At 72.2% G+C, this 17,396-nt stretch carries 15 protein-coding genes; 12 read left to right on the forward strand and 3 right to left on the reverse strand.

All coding sequences use genetic code 11. The annotated features are described in order from the left end of the window. Positions 1-117: 117 nt before the first annotated feature. The 11 genes from ACX9TP_RS48545 (at position 118) to ACX9TP_RS48595 (ending at position 12,072) form a co-directional block, all read left to right on the forward strand. Positions 118-606, forward strand: a complete 489-nt coding sequence (locus ACX9TP_RS48545; protein WP_482977557.1) for a hypothetical protein — start codon at positions 118-120, stop codon at positions 604-606. Positions 607-713: 107 nt separating this feature from the next. Further along, positions 714-1,280 (forward strand): RNA polymerase sigma factor, encoded by a 567-nt coding sequence (locus ACX9TP_RS48550; RefSeq protein WP_482977558.1) that lies wholly within the window; start codon positions 714-716, stop codon positions 1,278-1,280. Further along, entirely contained in the window at positions 1,277-2,044 is a 768-nt protein-coding gene (locus ACX9TP_RS48555; protein ID WP_482977559.1) for an anti-sigma factor, read from the forward strand. Before ACX9TP_RS48550 ends, ACX9TP_RS48555 begins: the two co-directional genes overlap by 4 nt. Further along, positions 2,041-3,585 carry a caspase family protein gene (locus ACX9TP_RS48560; RefSeq protein WP_482977560.1) on the forward strand — a complete coding sequence of 515 codons (1,545 nt, stop codon included), beginning with the start codon at positions 2,041-2,043 and terminating at the stop codon, positions 3,583-3,585. Before ACX9TP_RS48555 ends, ACX9TP_RS48560 begins: the two co-directional genes overlap by 4 nt. Positions 3,586-3,632: 47 nt before the next feature. Then, the gene (locus ACX9TP_RS48565; protein ID WP_482977561.1) at positions 3,633-7,433 is read left to right on the forward strand and encodes an FG-GAP-like repeat-containing protein; all 3,801 of its coding nucleotides are present in this window, start codon (positions 3,633-3,635) and stop codon (positions 7,431-7,433) included. A 40-nt stretch (positions 7,434-7,473) separates the two neighbouring features. Then, complete coding sequence (locus ACX9TP_RS48570) at positions 7,474-8,202, forward strand: class I SAM-dependent methyltransferase (RefSeq protein WP_482977562.1); 729 nt, start codon at positions 7,474-7,476, stop codon at positions 8,200-8,202. A gap of 82 nt (positions 8,203-8,284) precedes the next feature. Further along, positions 8,285-8,560 carry a hypothetical protein gene (locus tag ACX9TP_RS48575; RefSeq protein ID WP_482977563.1) on the forward strand — a complete coding sequence of 92 codons (276 nt, stop codon included), beginning with the start codon at positions 8,285-8,287 and terminating at the stop codon, positions 8,558-8,560. Positions 8,561-8,579: 19 nt separating this feature from the next. Further along, positions 8,580-9,023, forward strand: coding sequence for a DUF4326 domain-containing protein (locus tag ACX9TP_RS48580; protein ID WP_482977564.1), 444 nt, complete (start codon positions 8,580-8,582; stop codon positions 9,021-9,023). A gap of 15 nt (positions 9,024-9,038) precedes the next feature. Next, positions 9,039-9,527 (forward strand): hypothetical protein, encoded by a 489-nt coding sequence (locus ACX9TP_RS48585; protein ID WP_482977565.1) that lies wholly within the window; start codon positions 9,039-9,041, stop codon positions 9,525-9,527. Positions 9,528-9,945: 418 nt separating this feature from the next. Continuing rightward, on the forward strand, positions 9,946-10,329 hold the full coding sequence (locus tag ACX9TP_RS48590; RefSeq protein ID WP_482977566.1) for a hypothetical protein: 384 nt from the start codon (positions 9,946-9,948) through the stop codon (positions 10,327-10,329). A 60-nt stretch (positions 10,330-10,389) separates the two neighbouring features. Next, entirely contained in the window at positions 10,390-12,072 is a 1,683-nt protein-coding gene (locus ACX9TP_RS48595) for a sigma 54-interacting transcriptional regulator (protein WP_482977567.1), read from the forward strand. A 10-nt stretch (positions 12,073-12,082) separates the two neighbouring features. Here ACX9TP_RS48595 and ACX9TP_RS48600 read toward each other — a convergent pair whose 3' ends face one another. Both ACX9TP_RS48600 and ACX9TP_RS48605 read right to left on the reverse strand, forming a co-directional pair. Then, on the reverse strand, positions 12,083-12,391 hold the full coding sequence (locus ACX9TP_RS48600) for a putative quinol monooxygenase (protein WP_482977568.1): 309 nt from the start codon (positions 12,389-12,391) through the stop codon (positions 12,083-12,085). Further along, entirely contained in the window at positions 12,388-12,762 is a 375-nt protein-coding gene (locus ACX9TP_RS48605; RefSeq protein WP_482977569.1) for a winged helix-turn-helix transcriptional regulator, read from the reverse strand. The genes ACX9TP_RS48600 and ACX9TP_RS48605 overlap by 4 nt, the downstream gene beginning before the upstream one ends. A gap of 183 nt (positions 12,763-12,945) precedes the next feature. Here ACX9TP_RS48605 and ACX9TP_RS48610 point away from each other — a divergent pair, with 183 nt between their 5' ends. Beyond that, positions 12,946-13,458 (forward strand): hypothetical protein, encoded by a 513-nt coding sequence (locus ACX9TP_RS48610; protein WP_482977570.1) that lies wholly within the window; start codon positions 12,946-12,948, stop codon positions 13,456-13,458. Here ACX9TP_RS48610 and ACX9TP_RS48615 read toward each other — a convergent pair. Next, positions 13,445-17,245, reverse strand: coding sequence for a protein kinase domain-containing protein (locus tag ACX9TP_RS48615; protein ID WP_482977571.1), 3,801 nt, complete (start codon positions 17,243-17,245; stop codon positions 13,445-13,447). The two genes, ACX9TP_RS48610 and ACX9TP_RS48615, sit on opposite strands and share 14 nt — an antisense overlap. Positions 17,246-17,396: the final 151 nt, after the last annotated feature.

A 17,396-nucleotide genomic window follows, 5' to 3' on the forward strand; every position in this document is an offset into this window, starting at 1 on the left:
GGTGAACGGTTGCGTTGAGGGAAACGGCTCCGTTCTCAAACCGACCATGAGCAAATTGTCGTGGACACAGTCACGCAGCACAATCGTGGATCGCCGTCGGCGAAACCCGCCCCACGCATGCCTCGCGAGCCTCCCATCGTCCTGCCCGTCACCCTGCCGTTGCTCGGGCACGCCAACCCGTGGGCGCTGCTCCTCGCGAAGGAGGAGGGCCACTCCCTCGCCACCGCCTCGCTCCTCTCCGAGCGCTATGCCCTGAAGAGTGACGAGAAGCCCTTCGTCCGCGAGCTGCTCAGCCGCAAGCGGAACATGTGGGTCTTCCGGTGTGACCAACGCCGCTTCGCGGGAGACTTCATCGTCGTGGACATGTCCGAGCCTCGCCCGGCGCGGCGCTGGGTCGTCGTCCTGGACCTCAAGTTGGGTGCACCGCTCGTGCTTGGCGGTGGCGGGGCCGGCATCCAGCTCACCCAGGCACAGCAGGCCGTGGACGCCCTCGCCGCGCGTCCGGGCGTCATCGCCCCGGGCATCCCCTACACGCTGGCCACCGGCGACAAGGCCGCCATCCTCGCCTTCCTGCGCTCGGGGCGGCACCCGCCACGCTCTACGTAGAAACCCCGCGAAAAAAGATTCGTCCACTTCCCCCACCCCACACGTTGAGGGGCAGATGCGGTGGATGATTCATGCGTGGACCCGGTGGCCTCCCAGGGCATGTGTGCATGAGCAGTGACGACGCCTCGGCCGGGGAGGACTCGTGGCTCGCCCGCTTCCATGCGGGGGAGGCGCACGTGCTCAATGCCTGCTACCGCGAACACTTCGACACCGTGTACCGCGCCGCCACTCGCGTCCTCTCCGGCGCGGACGCGGAGACCGTCGTCCACGACGTCTTCCTGCGCCTCGTCTCCGATGAAGCCGCGCGCCGCTCCTTCCGGGGAGGCTCTCTCTCCGCCTGGCTGCACACCCTCGCGCGCAACCTCGCCGTGGACACCGTGCGCAAGCGCCAGCGCGAGCAGAGCGCCCTGGACCGGCTCGCAGAGGAGCCCCGGTGGGACGACACCCCCGCGCCCCCGGAGCCCTTGATCGACGCCAGCGACTTGCTGGAGCGCTTCCGCCACGAGCGCCTCCCGCCCAAGTGGGTCCCCGTCTTCGAGGCCCGCTTCCTCCGTCAGCTCAGCCAGCGCGAGGCCGCCACCGCCCTCGGCATGCACCGCACCACCCTCGCCTACCAGGAGCTGCGCGTCCGCCAGCTCCTCAAGAAGTTCCTCCTCCCCCCGGAGGGTCGATGACTCCCGCCTGCGCCGAATCCCCCCTCGTCGACCGCCACTTCTCCGGCCGCATCCATCCGGGCGACGAGCAACGCCTGCGCACCCACCTCCCCGGCTGCACCTCCTGCCGCGAGCGCTACGAGCGTCACCTCCTCCTCGCCCGCCTGGACCCGCGCGCCCCCGACGCCCGCACCCGGCTGGCCCGGGGCCTGGGCCTCGACGCCCGCGAGCCCGCCTCGCCCTGGCGCCTCGCGCTCGTCCCTCTGGCCGTGGCGTGCCTGGCGCTCCTCATGGTCCGCATCCCCTGGAGCGGCACCAACACAGGCGATGACGGGTTCACCCCCCGCGGCGCCGGGAACGCCGTGGCGGAGGCGCGGCTGCGCGTCTACGCGGTGGAGCCCGGCGGGCACACCACCCTGCTCGGCTCCACGCTGCGGCCGGACCAGGAGCTGGCCTTCGCCTTCCGCAACCCGGACGCCCACCGCTTCCTCATGGTCTTCGCGCGCGACTCCGCCGGCCGCGTCTACTGGTACCACCCGAGCTGGACCGACCCGGCGGGCAACCCCTCGGCCCTCTCCATCCCTCCCGGTGAGGCAGCTCGCGAGCTGCCCGAGGCCATCTCCCACCCGCTAGCATCCGGGCCACTCTCACTCCACGCGGTGTTCCTGGACACGCCCCTGACCGTGCGCGACATGGAGGCGCTGCTTGCGAAGGACGACTCCCTCCAGTCCGTGCTCCCACCGGGCGCGGACGTCACGTCGCTGCAGCTTCAGGTCCTCCCATGAGCTCCGCCCTCCCGCTCCTCGCCCTGCTCGCCTCGGGCCTCGCGGGCGCTCCGACTCCCGAAGCCGGCCCCGCCACACCCCGCACCGCCTCCTTCGCGCTCATCATCGGCGTCAACCGTGGCAGCGAGCCGGACCAGCCCGTGCTGCGCTACGCGGATGACGATGCCGCGCGCTACCTGGACCTGTTCCGCCTGCTCGGCGCGCGCACGTACCTGCTCGCGCGCCTGGACGACAACACGCGCCGGCTGCACCCGCAGGCCGCCGCCGAGGCGCTGGACCCGAAGCGCGCCGAGCTGACCACCGCCGTGAAGCGGCTCTCCGAGGACATCACCCTGGCTCGCAGCCGCGGCGTGCAAACCGTCGCCTACGTCGTCTACGCGGGCCACGGCAACGTGCGCAACGGCGAGGGCTACGTGAGCCTCGAGGACGGCCCCCTCACCGCGCCCATGCTGTCCGACCAGGTGGTGGGCGCGCTCGGCGCGGACCGCGTCCACCTCATCGTCGACGCGTGCTACTCGTACTTCCTCGCGTACAGCCGGGGCCCCGGTGGGCAGCGGCGGCCGCTGCCGGAGGGCTTCACCCGTGCGGTGGGCCTCGCGCAGGCGGACAACGTGGGCCTGCTCTTGTCCACCTCCTCCGCGCGCGAGAGCCACGAGTGGGAGGCCTTCCAGGCCGGCGTCTTCAACCACGAGGTGCGCTCGGGCCTGTTCGGCGCGGCGGACGCGGACGGCGACGGCCAGGTGAGCTACCGCGAAATCGCCGCCTTCGTGGAGCGCGCCAACGCCGCCATCCCCAATGACCGCTTCCGCCCCCAGGTCCACGCGCGCCCGCCCAGGGACTCCGAGCAGCTCGTGGACCTGCGCCCCGGCCTCCAACGCCGTCTGGAAGTCGAGGGCTCGAAGGGCGCGCACTACGTCCTCGAGGACGCCAACGGCGTGCGCCTGGCCGAGTTCCACAACGCGCCCGGCCAGTCCCTGCGACTGCTGCGGCCTCCGCCTCGCGGCCCCGTCTTCCTGTGGCGCGTGGGCGACGAGACGGAGTACCCCCTGCCCTCCGCGCCCGACGTGGTGAGCCTGGAGTCGCTCTCCGCCGAGCCCGTGCGGGTGGCCTCGCGCGGCTCCGCGCACGCGGCCTTCCAGCACATCTTCACCCTCCCCTTCAGCCACGCGTCCGTCACCGGCTTCCAGTTCCCCTCTGTCATCTCGCCCCCTCCGTCGGCGTCGGGCCCGTGGCTCACGCGCACGCGGCTGGGCTGGAGCGGCGTGGCGCTCGGCGTGGCGTCCTCCGGCGTGGGCCTGTGGTCCACGCTGAAGGCGCGAGACCTCCGGGACGGCATCACCCCGGACGTGTCCCAGGCCGAAGCGGCCACGCGCAACAGCCGCATCCGGAGCCTCAACTCCCGGAGCGGACTCCTCTACGGACTGGGCGCGACGGCGGTGCTCGGCGGAACGCTGCTGCTGCTGTGGCCGGAGGCGGAGACGCTGCCCATGGCCGACCTGAGCCCCTCGGGCGCCACCCTTGGCCTGGCGGGCGAGTTCTGATTCGTCCGGCGCACCCTGCCGCGACGTTGAAGCGGCGGAGGCTGAACTTGAAGACACCCACGAAGCGCTCTTCGCGCGCCCTACCCCTGCTGCTGCTGCTCGGTGCCTTCCTGACCACCGGCTGCATCGACCTCGTGAAGGAGGAAGAGCGGCCCTGCCCCTGCGCCGAGGGCTGGACGTGCTGCGCCGATGCCCAGCTCTGCGTCGCGGACGCCACCCAGTGCGAGCGGCTGCGGCCGCCGCCCTCGCGGACCGCGCCCTCCGCTCCGCGCCAGCTCGCCGTCGTCCCGAAGGTCCGCGCGGCGGAGCTCGCCTGGTTCGAGCCCGAGACGAACGGCGGCAGCCCCATCACCGGCTACGACGTGCGGGCCGACCCGGCTGAAGAAGGAATGGCGGTGACGGTGGAGGGACGCACCGCGCGGGTGACGGGACTTCGCGCGGGCGCGACGTACCGCTTCACCGTGGCCGCGCGCAACGCGGAGGGCGTGGGCCCGGCCACGACTTCGCAGGCCCGGCGGCTGTCGGATGTGCCGGAGGCGCCCGTGGGCCTCGTCGTGGAGCGCGGCGATGGACAGGCCCGCGTCACCTGGGCGCGCCCTCCCTCCGACGGCGGACTGGGCATCCTGCGCTACGTGGTGACGGCGCACCCCCGGGGCTCGAGCGTCGAGACGAGCGGCTCGGAGCTGACGGCCGTGGTGGACGGCCTGCCCAACGGCGAGGCCACCACCTTCACCGTGCTCGCCGTCAATGACGTGGGCGCGGGACCCGCGTCCGAGCCCTCCGCGCCCGTGGTGCCGGCCCGCAGGCCCCGCGAGCCCGCGTCCGTGCACGCCGTGCCGGGCGTGCGCAGGGTGTCCTTCTCCTGGCAGGCGCCCACGGAAACGGGCGGACTGCCCGTCACCGGCTACGTGGCGACGCTCATCCCCGGCGGCGCCAGCCAGCAGCTCGACAGCGCCACCACCACCGCGTCCTTCACGGGCCTGGAGGACGACTCCGCCTACCGCGTCATCGTGGCCGCGGTGAACGAGGTCGGCCCGGGGGGCACCACGGACTCCGAGCTGGTGTTCACGCCCACGATTCCCGGTGAGCCCCTGCGCGTGGAGACAAAGCCGGGGGTGCGCTCCATCACGCTGACCTGGGCGCCGCCGGAGTCCGACGGGCGCTCCCCCCTCACCGGCTTCACGGTGACGGCCCTGCCTTCGCTCGCGCACGTGGAGGTGGGCCCCGACGCGCGCGAGGTCCTGCTGGAGAACATGCCCAGCACGCAGGAGCAGTCCATCACCATCACCGCGAACAACGCGGTGGGGAGCGGCTCCGTCGGGGCGTCCATGCGGGCGCGCCCGTTGCCCGCGCCCGTGGCGCTGGCGAAGCTGGGAGTCTCCCCGGAAGCGAGCGGCTGCCGCTCCGTGTCCTACGAGCTGCGCCAGGTCGATGGCGAGCGGGCCGACGTGCTCGTGGAGGTGGACGCCGACGGAGACGGGACGTTCACCCGCGCCATCCAGGCGGGCGGCGACACGCTGGAGCGGATGTCGGGCCTGGTGGCGCTGGAGACCACGGCCCAGGGCCGCGCGCATACCTTCCACTGGAACCGCTCACGCGACATCCCCGGTGCCGCGGCGACCGCCCGGGTGCGAGTCACCGCCGCCGTGCCCGGCACCCCGTCCGTGAGCCAGACGCTGCCCGTGTCACTGGAGGCCGCGAGCCGGCGCTGCGAGCTGGACCTGGACTCCAGCCCCACGAAGCAGGCGCCCGTGAGCCCCGGCTATGGCGCGAAGGACCTGGCGCTCGGCGACTTCGACCGTGACGGCAAGCCGGACCTGGTCGTCCTCCACGACGGCGACGCCGGCATCAGCTTCCTGGCGGGACAGGGCAACGGACGCCTCGGGCGCCCCATCCCCAACCTCTCCCCGCTGACCGGTGACACGCTGGCCGCCGCGGACCTGAACGGAGACGGGCGGCTGGACCTGATTGTCGTCGACGGCGACATCCACTACTCAACGAGCGTGAGGGTGGCGCTCGGCGCGGATGGGTCCGGGTTCTTCATGGCGCCGGTCTCCCTCTCGCTGGGGGTCACGGGCAACTTCAAGCCCACCGCCCCCGTGGTGCGAGACCTGGACGGCGATGGCACGCCGGAAGTCGTCGTGTCCGACACCAACACCCTGTTCGTGTTGCGCCACACGGGGGGAGGCCGCCTCGCCGTGGCCTTCACGGCGCCCGTCATTCCCCAGGGCTCCGTCGTCGTGGGAGACTTCGACGAGAACGGCGTCCAGGACGTGCTGGTGGTGGGTGACACCTTCCACGCCCTGAGGGGCCGGGGCCAGCTCGCCTTCACCCCGGAGTACGTCGGCGTGCTGGGAGGCCGCGTCCCGTCCGCCGCGTCCGGGGACTTCAACGGCGACGGCCATCTGGACCTCGTCGCGCTCGTGCGGGGCTCGAACTCGGGCTGGGAATCGAAGAAGACGGTCCTCCAGCTGCTGCCGGGAGACGGTGCTGGCCATTTCCTCGAGCCCGTACCGCTGCTCGAGCGTGACAACCTGAGCACGCTGGAAGACGCCGCCTCGCTCGTCGCCAGCGACGTGGATGCGGACGGACACCTGGACGTGGCCTACGTGAGTGGTTTCCATGACGTCGTCACCGTGCTCCGCGGAAAGGGCGATGGCACCTTCGAGCGCCAGGACCTCGCGGCGCAGCGGTATCCCACGCGCATCGCGGTGGCGGACTTCGACGCCAACGGCAGGAATGACCTGGCCGTGCTCTCCAAGCGGGATGACGTGCGCGTGCTGCGCGACCTGGAGGTTCCCTCGCGGCCGGTCATCGGCGCCTCCGCCGTCACCGCGGACTTCGACGGGGACGGTTGGAACGACGCAGTCTCACTGGTGGGCAACGCGCTCCAGGTGCACCTCACCCGGGCGGGAGAAGGACTCGTGGCGGGAGGCGCCTCGCCCACCCCCGAGGGCACCTGGCGGCTGCTGGCTGGCCGCTTCGACGCGGACGCCACGGTGGACCTGGTCGCGATGACCTACACCGAGCTCTCCGGGGGCATCGGGGTCCGGAAGCTCTTCCTGCTGCGGGGCTCGGGCACGGGCACGTTCTCCAGCGCCGAGGAGATTCCCACCGGAGGCAGTCCCGTCGGCATGGCCGCCGGAGACGTGGATGGGGATGGGAAGCAGGACCTGGTGTGGCTCCACTACCTCCAGAGCGCTTACGACGTGAGGCTGTTGCGTGGCCAGGGAGATGGCACCTTCGAGCCCGGCGCCCAGATTGTCACCCATTCCAACATCACCGGGCTGACCCTGGGGGACCTGAACGCCGATGGCAGGGCGGACCTGCTGACGGTCCGCAGCGCCTACGACCTGTCCCTCTACGAAGGGCGGGCGAACGGCACGATGGTCAAGGTCGCGGAGTACGCCCCGCACGTGCCCAACTTCAGCTGCCAGGGGTCGGCCTACCCGCTCCTCGACGACCTCGACCAGGACGGGGACAAGGACATCATCGTCGGCTGTCAGGGCCCCCAGGGCGGCGTGCTTCCGCTGTGGAACCAGGGCGGGTTCTCGTTCTGGAACGGCACCTACCTCCCCATCTACGGGGACGTGTACGGGCTCACCGCGGGGGACCTGGACGGAGACGGAGCACGGGAGCTCATCGCCGCCGCCTCGTCAAACGAGGCCCTCTGCGTCCTGACGTTCGAAGGGTTCACCAGCTACAAGCCCCCGGCGTGCTTCGGGACCCTGCCCCACCTGTGGATCCTGGCCACCGACGTGGCCCTGCTGGACGTCGAGCACGACGGCTTCCCCGAGGTGCTCGGCAGTGGCGTCGAGGCCGGCTCCACCCTGCTGCGCCTGCGGTGAGCGGCGGCGCGCAGGTGCTATCCTGGAGGGCTCCAAGCCCATGGCCCAGGAGCCCTCCAGCCCGCCGGTGAAGGCGCCTCACGACGACGACTTCGCCGTGTCCCTGCCCCGGCTCATCCTCATCCGCCTGTGGTCCATGGTCCTCGAGCTGCTCACGCGGCTCGGGGACCTCGCGGTGCTGATATGGCGTCCCCGGCTGCTCGGGCCCTACCTGGGCCTGTGGCTGCGCGAGGCGCTCGTGTCTCCCTACCGGGTGCGCCGCTCCTTCGAGCTGACGCGCCTGCTCCAGGCCAGCGGGCAGACCTTCAACGAGCTGATGTACGGCGAGACGCCCGTGCACACCGCGCTGTCGCTTTTCCGCAAGGCCGGGCTCGGGAAGGACGGCCTCCTGGTGGACCTGGGCGCGGGGCGCGGGCGCACGCTGCTCGCCGCTCGGTGGCTGGGTGCGCAGGCTCGCGGTGTGGAGCTGCTCCCGGGCCATGTCGCCCTCGCCGCCGGGCCGCTGCAGCGCGCGGGCGCACAGCTCGTCGTCGGTGACGCGACGCTCGCGGACCTGCAGGACGCCACCCACGTCTTCACCAACTGGACGGCCCTCACCCCGGAGACGCGCGCCCGACTCGTGGAGCGCTTGCGCACCTGCCGCCCCGGCACGCGCATCCTCACCGTGACGCGACCGGTGGAGTGCCAAGGATTCACCGTCCTCTCCCGCCACCGGATGCTCTTCACGTGGGGACTCGAATCCGTGTGGATTCACGAGTACCGTGGCTGACCAGGTCACTCCCGTCACTGAGTGACGCAAGACTTCCGGGCCGAGGCACCGTGGGCCCGAGACAACCAGGAGCACAAACCAAATGAAGGCATGGATGGCTGTGGTGGCGCTGGCGGTGGTTCCCCTCGTCGGGTGCGGTTCCTCGCGCGAGCTGAACAAGGCCCGCATCGAGGCGAACACGGCGCGCAAGGACGCGGACTCGCTGCGCGCGGAGAACAAGGCGCTCCAGGAAAAGGTCACCGAGCTGGAGGGTGAAGTCGCGTCGCTGACGAAGGAGCGCGACGAGCTGAAGGTCGCCGCCGAGCAGGCCGCCAGCCCGGCCGCCGTGCCGGCCTCCGGCAAGAAGCGCAAGAAGTAGGCGCGAGGAAGCCCTGGGAATGAGCGGGACACAGCGCACCATCGCGGTCCACGTGCACGACGGCTGTGACGTGTACGTGGGCCGGGCCTTCCGCGCCTACGCGAAGCCGAGCCCCATCAACCCGGTGCCCGGCCGCTTCGGCAATCCCTTCAAGCCCGGAGGCGTGCGCACTCCGGGCGCGATGTTCCGCACCTACTTCGCCCCGTGGCTCGCCGCGCTGCCGGAGGACGAACAGGCACGCATCCGCGAGGAGGCCCTGCACCGCATGGGCCCCGACGCGGACGCCTTCGAGTCCTTCCGCTGGTACTTGGAGCTGCGCGCGAAGCACGACGCGGACTACCGCGCCGCCGTGCTGGGCCTGCGTGGCAAGCGCCTGGGCTGCTTCTGCAAGCCCGGCCCCTGCCACGCGGACGTCCTCTCCAAGTGGGTGGATGCACAGCCCGCGAAGAAGGCTCGCCGGTAGCGCTACACTGCGGGCATGACCGCTCGACTCCACCTGCGCGCCTTTGCCCTGGGCTGCTCCCTGCTCCTCGCCCCCGCCGCAGGGAGCGCTCCCGCCGCCTCGAAGCCCGCCGAGCCGCGTGTCTCCATCATCGACATCCATGCACAGGTCTATGACCGGCAGCAGGGCGCCGTCGTGGACATGGACTCCGCGTCCGACCCGTACGGGATGAACGTGGATGCCTTCATCGTCGTGATGCTGCAGGGCACCCACGACGGGAGCGCGCCGCTGAAGCTCAAGCTCCAGGCCACCGCGCCGAAGGAGTCCTCCGAGGCCGGGGAGAGCCCCGGCTTCAAGGTGACGCAGACGCGCGAACTGCACTCGCTCGCGGAGAAGGGCGTCACCCAGGTGCCCTTCCTGATTCCCTACGCGTGCGCCTCGAAGGTGAAGCTCACCGTCACGCTGACGGGGCCCGGCATCAAGGACAGCAAGACGCTGGACACGTCCTTCCCCTGCGCCGAGTAGCTTCGCTTCAGCGCGACGAGAGGACGAACGGGTTGCCGTCCGGTTCCTTGAACTTCAGACAGGTCCCCAGGGCTGCCTGTCCTGGAGCGCGGTGCAGGCTGCGCTGCGCCGGCTCGAGCAGCGCCGGCTGGTGAAGGCCGACCGCGCCAGCCTCACCGCCGTGCCCGTCTACGAAGTCCTCCGGCCCAGGGTGCGCAGGTAGCGCTTCCGACATGTCGGCACGCGGCTTCCGACACGTCGCACGCATGCTTTCGACATTGGCGGGACGGACGGAGGCACGCGGCGCCAGAGGAGGAGGCGCGGCGGCGGGCCATGGCACATGCGCTGCACTGGGAGAAGGGCAGGCGCGAACGAAGGGCCTCGCGGCTCCCGACGCGCTCCCACCCACCTCCGCCTCCCGGCGAGAAGGAGCCGTGTCATGCCCACCGTGTCCGTCCCCAAGCCCACGAACGAGCAGCCCTCGCCGCAGACGACGGAGAGCCTCAAGGCCACGCTCATGAACCAGACCTCGGGGGTCCTCACCCTCGTGAGGTCGGCCACGGCCCTGCCGTGGGTGCAGTCTCCGCCGGGCACCATCGCGGCCGGCCAGTCCGGGCAGTTCGTCAGCCCGGGAGACTTCTCCAACGCCGCCAACGGCTACGTCGTCTACCAGGCGGCGAACGGCGCGACGTTCACCCTGGAGTGGGCCATCCCCTCCGTCGGCAAGAACAGCGTCACCTGGCAGACCGAGGGCGGCCTGTCCGCGCAGGAGAGCGGCTCGCTGGACGGCTGGAACGTGTCGGCCGCGTGGTTCATCTCCTGAGCGCCACCGGGCCTGCGCTCGGTGCTGGAGTAGAGTGAGCCGCCTGGCCCCGAGGCCCCCATGTCCCGCTCGCTCGCCGATGTCTCCACCGCCGCCCGCCCGCAACGGAGTGGTGGCTCGAAGGAGCCCCGCACCGTCCCGGCGCTGACCGTCGTGTCGCATCCCCTGTCCCGGCGTGTCGGCGAGCAGGTGCTGCTCGACGCCCTCACCGCCGGCAGGGGCGTGGAGCTGTCTCGCAATGGCCCGGACTTCACGCGTCCCGGCTCCGCGCTCGGCGAGCCGCTGCTGGACCCGTTCGTCAGCCGCAAGCCGCTGCACCTGGGCCCGGGCTCGCTGCCCGGCAGCGTGCGGCTGACCAACAGCGACGGCGGCACGCAGGTGAGCATCGCCGGCACGCCGATGCAGGGGACGTGGGAGCTGTCCCGCGAGGAGCTGACCGACGGTGTGCCGCTGGAGCTGGGCGGGCACGTGGTGGTGCTGCTGCACCTGACGGACCTCACCGAGGAAGCGCCCGCCGCCGACACGCTGGGCATGGTGGGCGAGAGCACCGGCGTGCGGCGGCTGCGCCGGCACATCGAGCGCGTGGCGGACCTGGACGTGCCGGTGCTGATTCGCGGCGAGACGGGCACGGGCAAGGAGCGCGTGGCCCAGGCCATCCACCAGCGCAGCCAGCGCCGGGACGGGACGTTCCTCAGCGTCAACCTGGGCGCCATCCCCAAGGAGCTGGCCGCCGCCGAGCTGTTCGGCACGCAGAAGGGCGCGTACACGGGCGCCACCCAGGGCCGCGACGGTTTCTTCCGCGCCGCGCACGGCGGCACGCTGTTCCTCGACGAGGTGGGCGAGGCTCCGCCCGAGGTGCAGGTGATGCTGCTGCGCGTGCTGGAGACGGGCGAGCTGTACCCCGTCGGCGGCAGCACCCCCGTCACCGTGGACGTGCGCCTGCTCGCCGCCACGGATGCGAACCTGGAGGAGCAGATTCGCGACGGCCGCTTCAAGGCGCCGCTGCTGCACCGGCTCGCCGGCTATGACATCCACGTGCCGCCACTGCGCGAGCGGCGCGAGGACATCGGCCGGCTGTTCCTCCACTTCGCCCGCGAGGAGCTGGAGGCGATTGGCGAGGCGCACCGGCTGGACAACGACGACGCGTACGCGGAGCCGTGGCTGCCCGCGCCGCTCGCGGTGCGACTGGTGCGCTTCGCGTGGCCCGGCAACATCCGCCAGCTTCGCAACCTGGCGCGGCAGCTCGTCATCGGCAGCCGGGGTCAGCCTCGGCTGCTGGTGGAGCCCCGGCTGGAGCAGGAGCTGGAGGCCGCGGCCCGGAAGGCTCCGGCCAATGCGCTGTCCGGCGGCGCACCGACGCCCGTCATGGCGCCACTGGCGGACAGGGTGGCGCTGTCCCCGAGCCCCGGGGCGGCCTCCTCCGAGCCCGCCCCCGAGAAGACCGCGCCGCGACGGAAGGCGTCGCAGCTCACCGAGCAGGAGTTGCTCACCGCGCTGCGGGAGAACGACTGGGACCTCAAGGCCACGGCGGAGGCGCTCGGGATTGCGAGGCCCTCGCTGTACGACCTCATCGACAAGAGCCCGAACCTGCGCACCGCCGGGGACTTGAGCACGGAGGAAATCACCCGCTGCTTCCAGGAGTGCGACGGCGACCTGGACGCCATGGTGCGCCGGCTGGAGGTGTCCCGCCGCGCGCTGGGCCGGCGCTTGAAGGAGCTGGGCCTCACGCCGCGGAACACATGACGCGTCCCCGTCAGCGCTTCACACCGGCGACAGGCGTGAGCGCGTAGTGGCGCATCTCCTCGATGCGGCCGATGTAGGGGCGAATCTCCGCGAAGAAGCGCGTGAACTCCGGGCTCTTGCGGAAGCCCTGCATGTGGCCCTCGGCCGAGTCCCACTGGATGCGGAGGATGAAGCGCGTGGCGTCCTCCGTGCAGCGCGACAGCTCCCAGCCCAGGCAGTGGGACGACTCGAGGAGCGCGCCCTGCGCGCGGGTGTAGCTGGCGATGAACGCTTCCGCGTCGGACTCGGGAATGGTGTAGCGGATGTATTCGACAATCATGCGGTGTTCCTCCGGGCTGCCGGTCGGGGTGCTTCGATGCGGGCGCCGACTTCGTCCGCCAGGCGCAGGCCCCAGTCGTAGAGCGCCTGGAGCGTGGGGCGCGCGGACTCGCCCCGGGGTGTCAGCGTGTAGAAGACCTGCTTCCCCGCGCCGGGCCGGGTGACGCGCTGGATGAGCCCCTGCTCCTCCAGCTCGCGCAGCCGCTGGGTGAGCATCTTCTCGCTCATGCGCGGTGTCAGCCGCCGCAGCTCCGCGTACCGCAGCGGCGCTTCCTTCAGCCGCGCGAGCATCACGACCTTCCACTTGCCCCCGAGCACCTCCAGCGCGAGCTCGACGGGACAGTTGAAGGTCCGGTTCAGGGAAGAGGCCATGTCCGCCCTTCCCTATCCCCCACTCTCGCCGCAATCAACGAACCATCCGGTGCGTGGACGGCGCGGGAAGTGCACGGACACATCCCGGACGCGGGTGCACCGGACGGGTCGCACGACTTTCGCGCGGGGCTCATGCCGGGCCCTGTACGCTGGCGCCGCGTCGTGAAACGGGAGGGAACCGACATGCACAAGCGATACGCCGTGGTGGCAGTGGTGGCAGTGGTCTGGGGAAGCGCCTGCGCGACGCGCTCGAAGGGCGCGGAGGCCGGCGAGCCGGAGACCGTCACCCTGGAATCCCCGGGCGCTGGAGCACGGGACGGGGGGCTCTGCAGTAGCAGCCTGCCCATCACCGTGAAGCTGGACGACTCGGGGAAGAAGAAGTTCGACCCGTCGCCCGGCTCCGATTGGCGGCTGTGCAACGCCGGCACGCTGACCCTGACGAACGACCTGTCGTACACGGCCTGCGTCGTCATCGTCGATTCCGAGGGCAAGAACGCCGTGACGCCGAAGAGCGTGTCGGCCTCCGGGGGGAAGGTGGACATCGGCGCGCCCGCGGATGGCGACTACAAGCTCGGCGTCTGCCAGCAGAAGGGCGGCAACTGCACCAGCGGCTGTAACAACCTGACGAGCACCGGTGAGGGCGAGGGCGTCACCGACACCATCAAGGGCAACCTCAGCGTCGTCACCTCGGGGTAGCGCGCGTCAGGCGGGCCTGCTCTCGCGCCAGGACCCGCTTCCGTGCGTCGTCCCCCGACAGCACGCGCGTGAGCTCCTCACGGGCCACGCGCCACTGCTCCTGACGGCGGGGCGCCGCCGCGTCGGGCAGCTTCACCCGCTCGGCCAGCAGGGCACCGCGCACGGCCAGCGCCTCCGCCCACGTGGGCCGCGCCGCCACCGCCGCCTCCGCCAGGGTCAGGCCCCGCTCCAGCGCGGGCGTCGCGTCCTTGCCGGCACGCGAGCGCCACTCGCTCCACGTGAGGCAGAACCGGGCGAAGGCCGTGCGTGACTCCGGACGCGCGGGCTCCAGGTCCACGGCCTTCTGGAAGGACCGGGCCGCGGCGTCGAAGTCCTCGTCGCGGCCCTGCCCCTTGCACGCCCGCGCGTGCGCCTCCACGGCCTGCGTCTCGCCCAGCAGCAGCCACGCCTGGGCCAGCCCCGGGTTGAGCGCGAGCGCACGGCGCAGCGCCTCTGTCGCCTGCTTCAGGGGGCGAGCCGTGTCGGCATCGCGTCGCAGCGCGTGGGCTGCCTCCACCCGGTGCACCGCGCCCAGCCACATCCACGGCTGTGGCACGTCCGGCAGCAGCGTCACGGCCCGCTGGAGCGCCGCCTCCGCCGCGCGCACGGCGGGCAGCGGAGAGTCGGTGCCAGCGAGCAGGACTTCCGCGTGCCACGCGTGGACCTCGCCGAGGTTGTTGTGGGCGAAGCCCTGGCCAGGTGCCACGGCGATGGCCTGCTCGAAGGCCTCCACGGACTGGCGCAGCAGGGACTGCGCGTCGTCGCCCCGGTCCCAGGCGTCCTTCGCCTGCTCGAAGAGGATGGTGCCCACGCCGTTGTGCAGCGGCGGCAGCTTCGCGTTGATGGAGACGCCCCGGCGGTAGGCCTCCAGGGCTCGCGCCCACTCCGGCTCCGCGTCCCTTCCCGAGTCCCGCAGGCGCCGGGCCCGCGCCTCGTACACCTCGCCCGCGTAGAACCAGGAGGCGAGGAGGCTCGGGTTGAGGGTGCACGCGCGCTCCATCGCCTCCGCTGCGCGGGCCAGGTCGCCGTCCGCGTCCTGCGCGCGCGGGTGCGAGGCACGGGACACGTACGCCTGCCCCAGGTTGGTCCACGCCTCGGCGCGGCGCGCGTCCAGGTCCACGGCGGTGCGGAAGGCGTCCACGCTGCGGTCTCGGTACGGGAGCGCGTCTCCGCCCGCGCCGTCCTCGGAGTCGGCCCACACCTTGAAGACGAGACCCAGGTTGATGTGGAAGTCGAAGTCGCGCGCTTCCGTGGGAATGCGCTCGAAGGTGGCGACGGCTTCGCGGAGCAATTCGCGCACGTCCTGCCCCTGCTCCTGGCGGTAGTTGGCGCGCTGCCACGAGTCCAGCGCCAGTTCCGTCAGCGCCTTCGGCTCCGTCGGTGCGAGCAACACGGCCTCCCGTGCCGCCGCCAGCGCCTTGTCCAACAGGGGCTCCACCTCCTTGCCCTGCCGGGAGTGCTGCTCGGCGAGGCGGCGGTGGAGCGCGGACTCCAGCACGTGGCTCATCGCATCGTCGCGAGCCGCCGTGAGCGCGCGTCCCACCGCCTCCACGCCGCGCGTGTACGGAGGCAGCACGTCGCCCTGCCCGTACACCTCCACGACGAGCGACTCGTACTCGAGCAGCGTCAGCGCCCGGTGGACGGCGGGCACGCTGCGGCCGATGTCCGCGGCCTCGGCATAGGCGCGGCGACCGGCGTCGAAGTCGACGCGCGCGCCCTCGCGGTCTCCCGCGTTCCAGCGCCGCAGGGCCCGCGCGAGGTGGATGTCACCGCGCAACAGCGGCGCCTCGTGGAACCCTGGCAGCCGCGTGCCGAGCGCGGCCAGTTTCGCGAGCGCGTCGTCGGGGCGGTCCTCGTGCGAGGCGCGCAGAGCCTCGACGTACTCGGGGGCGGGCACCTCCGCGCCCTCGCTGCGACGGAGGAAGTCCAGCGTGGGAGCGCGGTAGCGGGCCTCCACCTCGCGCAGGCGGGCCTCGCGACGCGCGGCGTCCCGCAGCCGCTCCGCCTCCAACCGCTGCGCCTGGTAGAGGTGGCCGAAGACGAGCGCCAGCGCGTACGCCACGCGCGGCTCCTGGTAGCCCCGCGCCCATGCGGCCTCCAGGTGCTCTCGGGCGCGGGCCTCGTCTCCGAGCGCGAGGAAGCCGCGTCCCAGCGCGTAGTGCCCCGGCCCTTCCGCCACGGGGCCCGCGTCGCGCATGGCGGACTCGATGTCGCGCATCCGCGCGCGGAGGGCCTCGCGGTCGGCGCGCGTGTCGTGCAGCGGCGCGGTGCCGGAGTAGCGGGCCTGCGCTTCGATTCGCTCCACGCCCTCCGTGAAGCGGCGGGCCAGCGCCTCGCGCTGTGTGACTTCACGGCGGGCGAGCACGGCCTGCCCCAGCGCGAGCGACACGGCGAGCAGCGCGACGGACGCGGTGGCCACGGCGCGGCGGTGCCTGCGCAGCCACTTGCGCGCGCGGTAGCCGGGGCCGGTGCGCGCGAGGACGGGCGCGCCGTCGAGGAAGCGGCCCAGGTCCTCGGCCAGCTCGCGCGCGGAGCCGTAGCGGGCGGAGCGGTCCTTCTCCAGGCACTTGAGGGTGATGGCCTCCAGGTCCGCGGGGATGTCCCTGTCGAGCGCGCGCGGCGGGCGGGGCTCGGCGGTGGCGATGTTGCTGAGCACCTCCAATCCGTTGTCGCCGGGGACAGGAGATTGTCCGGTGAGCAGCGCGTAGAGGGTGGCGCCAAGGCTGTAGACGTCGGCACGGCGGTCCAGCCGCGTGACTTCACCCCGGGCCTGCTCGGGGGACATGTAGTGCGGCGTGCCGAGCACCGTGCCGGTGGCGGTGGCGCCGTCCTTCCAGTCGCGGGCGAGGCCGAAGTCCATGACGTAGGGCTTGAGGCCACCTTCGGGGCTGCGCTCGACGAGGACGTTGGAGGGCTTGAGGTCGCGGTGGATGAGGCCCGCGCGGTGGGCGGCGTGGACACCCTCGGCGGCGTCGCGGAGGAGCATGGCCTTCTGCTCCACGGTGAGCGCGCCCACGAGCACGTTGAGCGGCTGCCCGTCCACGTACTGCATGGCGATGTAGACGCGGCCCTGGACTTCGCCGACCTCGTACACGCGGCACACGTGTGCGTGGTCCACGCGGGCCTGGGCGCGGGCCTCGGAGACGAAGCGGCGGGAGAGCTCGGCGTCATCGTCGCGGACGAACTTGAGCGCGACGTGGCGGCGCAGGCGCGGATCCCACGCGAGGAACACGCGCCCCATGCCTCCCTGCCCGAGGAAGCGCACGGGTTGGTAGCGGTCCCAGCCGGGGACGGGGAACGCGGGTTCGTCGGCGCGGAGGGCGGCCTCGGGCTCTCGGCCGGTGGTCGCGGCGGGTGGGGGCGCGGGGCTCACCGCGGCGGTGCCTGGAGGAAGCGTGTCGCTAGAGCGTGGATCCGAGCGTGACGCGGGCTTCACGGCGGCGATACCCGGAGCCTGCGTGTCGTCAGTGCGAAGTTCCGCAGCGCCTACCGCGCACGGCATGGGTGGGCCGGCGGCGGGCGCGAGCGTGTCCGCGCCCACGGTTCCAGAGGCCTTGCTTGCATCCGCCCGGGCTTCGTGGCGCAGCAGGATGAGCGAGTCCTCGGAGATGCGGCCCTGTTCCCGCAGCAACTCCAGCGGGCCCAGTCCCCTGCGCGCGGCCTCCGTACGCAGGGCCTCCACCTCGTCGCGGGACAGCACGCCTTCCGCGAGCGCATGGCGCAGCTCTGCTTCGTATTGCTCACTCACGGGTGGATGGGGCCTCCACTGCCGAGCGTACTGGAGCGCACTCTGCCCGTCGAAGACCGCCCCGGCCGAAGCGGATACGCGTCCGGATGAACAGCGGTGAACCGGACACGGCGCATCCGGGCCTCTCCAGCCCCAGCGCGCACGCTATATA

This window comes from Pyxidicoccus sp. M15 (assembly GCF_056858435.1).

Bases quoted from the DNA above. Each gene is read 5' to 3' on its own strand.
- ACX9TP_RS48560 (WP_482977560.1), top strand. From the start codon at position 2,041: ATGAGCTCCGCCCTCCCGCTCCTCGCCCTGCTCGCCTCGGGCCTCGCG.
- ACX9TP_RS48585 (WP_482977565.1), top strand. From the start codon at position 9,039: ATGACCGCTCGACTCCACCTGCGCGCCTTTGCCCTGGGCTGCTCCCTG.
- ACX9TP_RS48600 (WP_482977568.1), bottom strand. From the start codon at position 12,391: ATGATTGTCGAATACATCCGCTACACCATTCCCGAGTCCGACGCGGAA.
- ACX9TP_RS48590 (WP_482977566.1), top strand. From the start codon at position 9,946: ATGCCCACCGTGTCCGTCCCCAAGCCCACGAACGAGCAGCCCTCGCCG.
- ACX9TP_RS48570 (WP_482977562.1), top strand. From the start codon at position 7,474: ATGGCCCAGGAGCCCTCCAGCCCGCCGGTGAAGGCGCCTCACGACGAC.
- ACX9TP_RS48555 (WP_482977559.1), top strand. From the start codon at position 1,277: ATGACTCCCGCCTGCGCCGAATCCCCCCTCGTCGACCGCCACTTCTCC.
- ACX9TP_RS48575 (WP_482977563.1), top strand. From the start codon at position 8,285: ATGAAGGCATGGATGGCTGTGGTGGCGCTGGCGGTGGTTCCCCTCGTC.
- ACX9TP_RS48610 (WP_482977570.1), top strand. From the start codon at position 12,946: ATGCACAAGCGATACGCCGTGGTGGCAGTGGTGGCAGTGGTCTGGGGA.
- ACX9TP_RS48595 (WP_482977567.1), top strand. From the start codon at position 10,390: ATGTCCCGCTCGCTCGCCGATGTCTCCACCGCCGCCCGCCCGCAACGG.
- ACX9TP_RS48605 (WP_482977569.1), bottom strand. From the start codon at position 12,762: ATGGCCTCTTCCCTGAACCGGACCTTCAACTGTCCCGTCGAGCTCGCG.
- ACX9TP_RS48550 (WP_482977558.1), top strand. From the start codon at position 714: ATGAGCAGTGACGACGCCTCGGCCGGGGAGGACTCGTGGCTCGCCCGC.
- ACX9TP_RS48545 (WP_482977557.1), top strand. From the start codon at position 118: ATGCCTCGCGAGCCTCCCATCGTCCTGCCCGTCACCCTGCCGTTGCTC.
- ACX9TP_RS48580 (WP_482977564.1), top strand. From the start codon at position 8,580: ATGAGCGGGACACAGCGCACCATCGCGGTCCACGTGCACGACGGCTGT.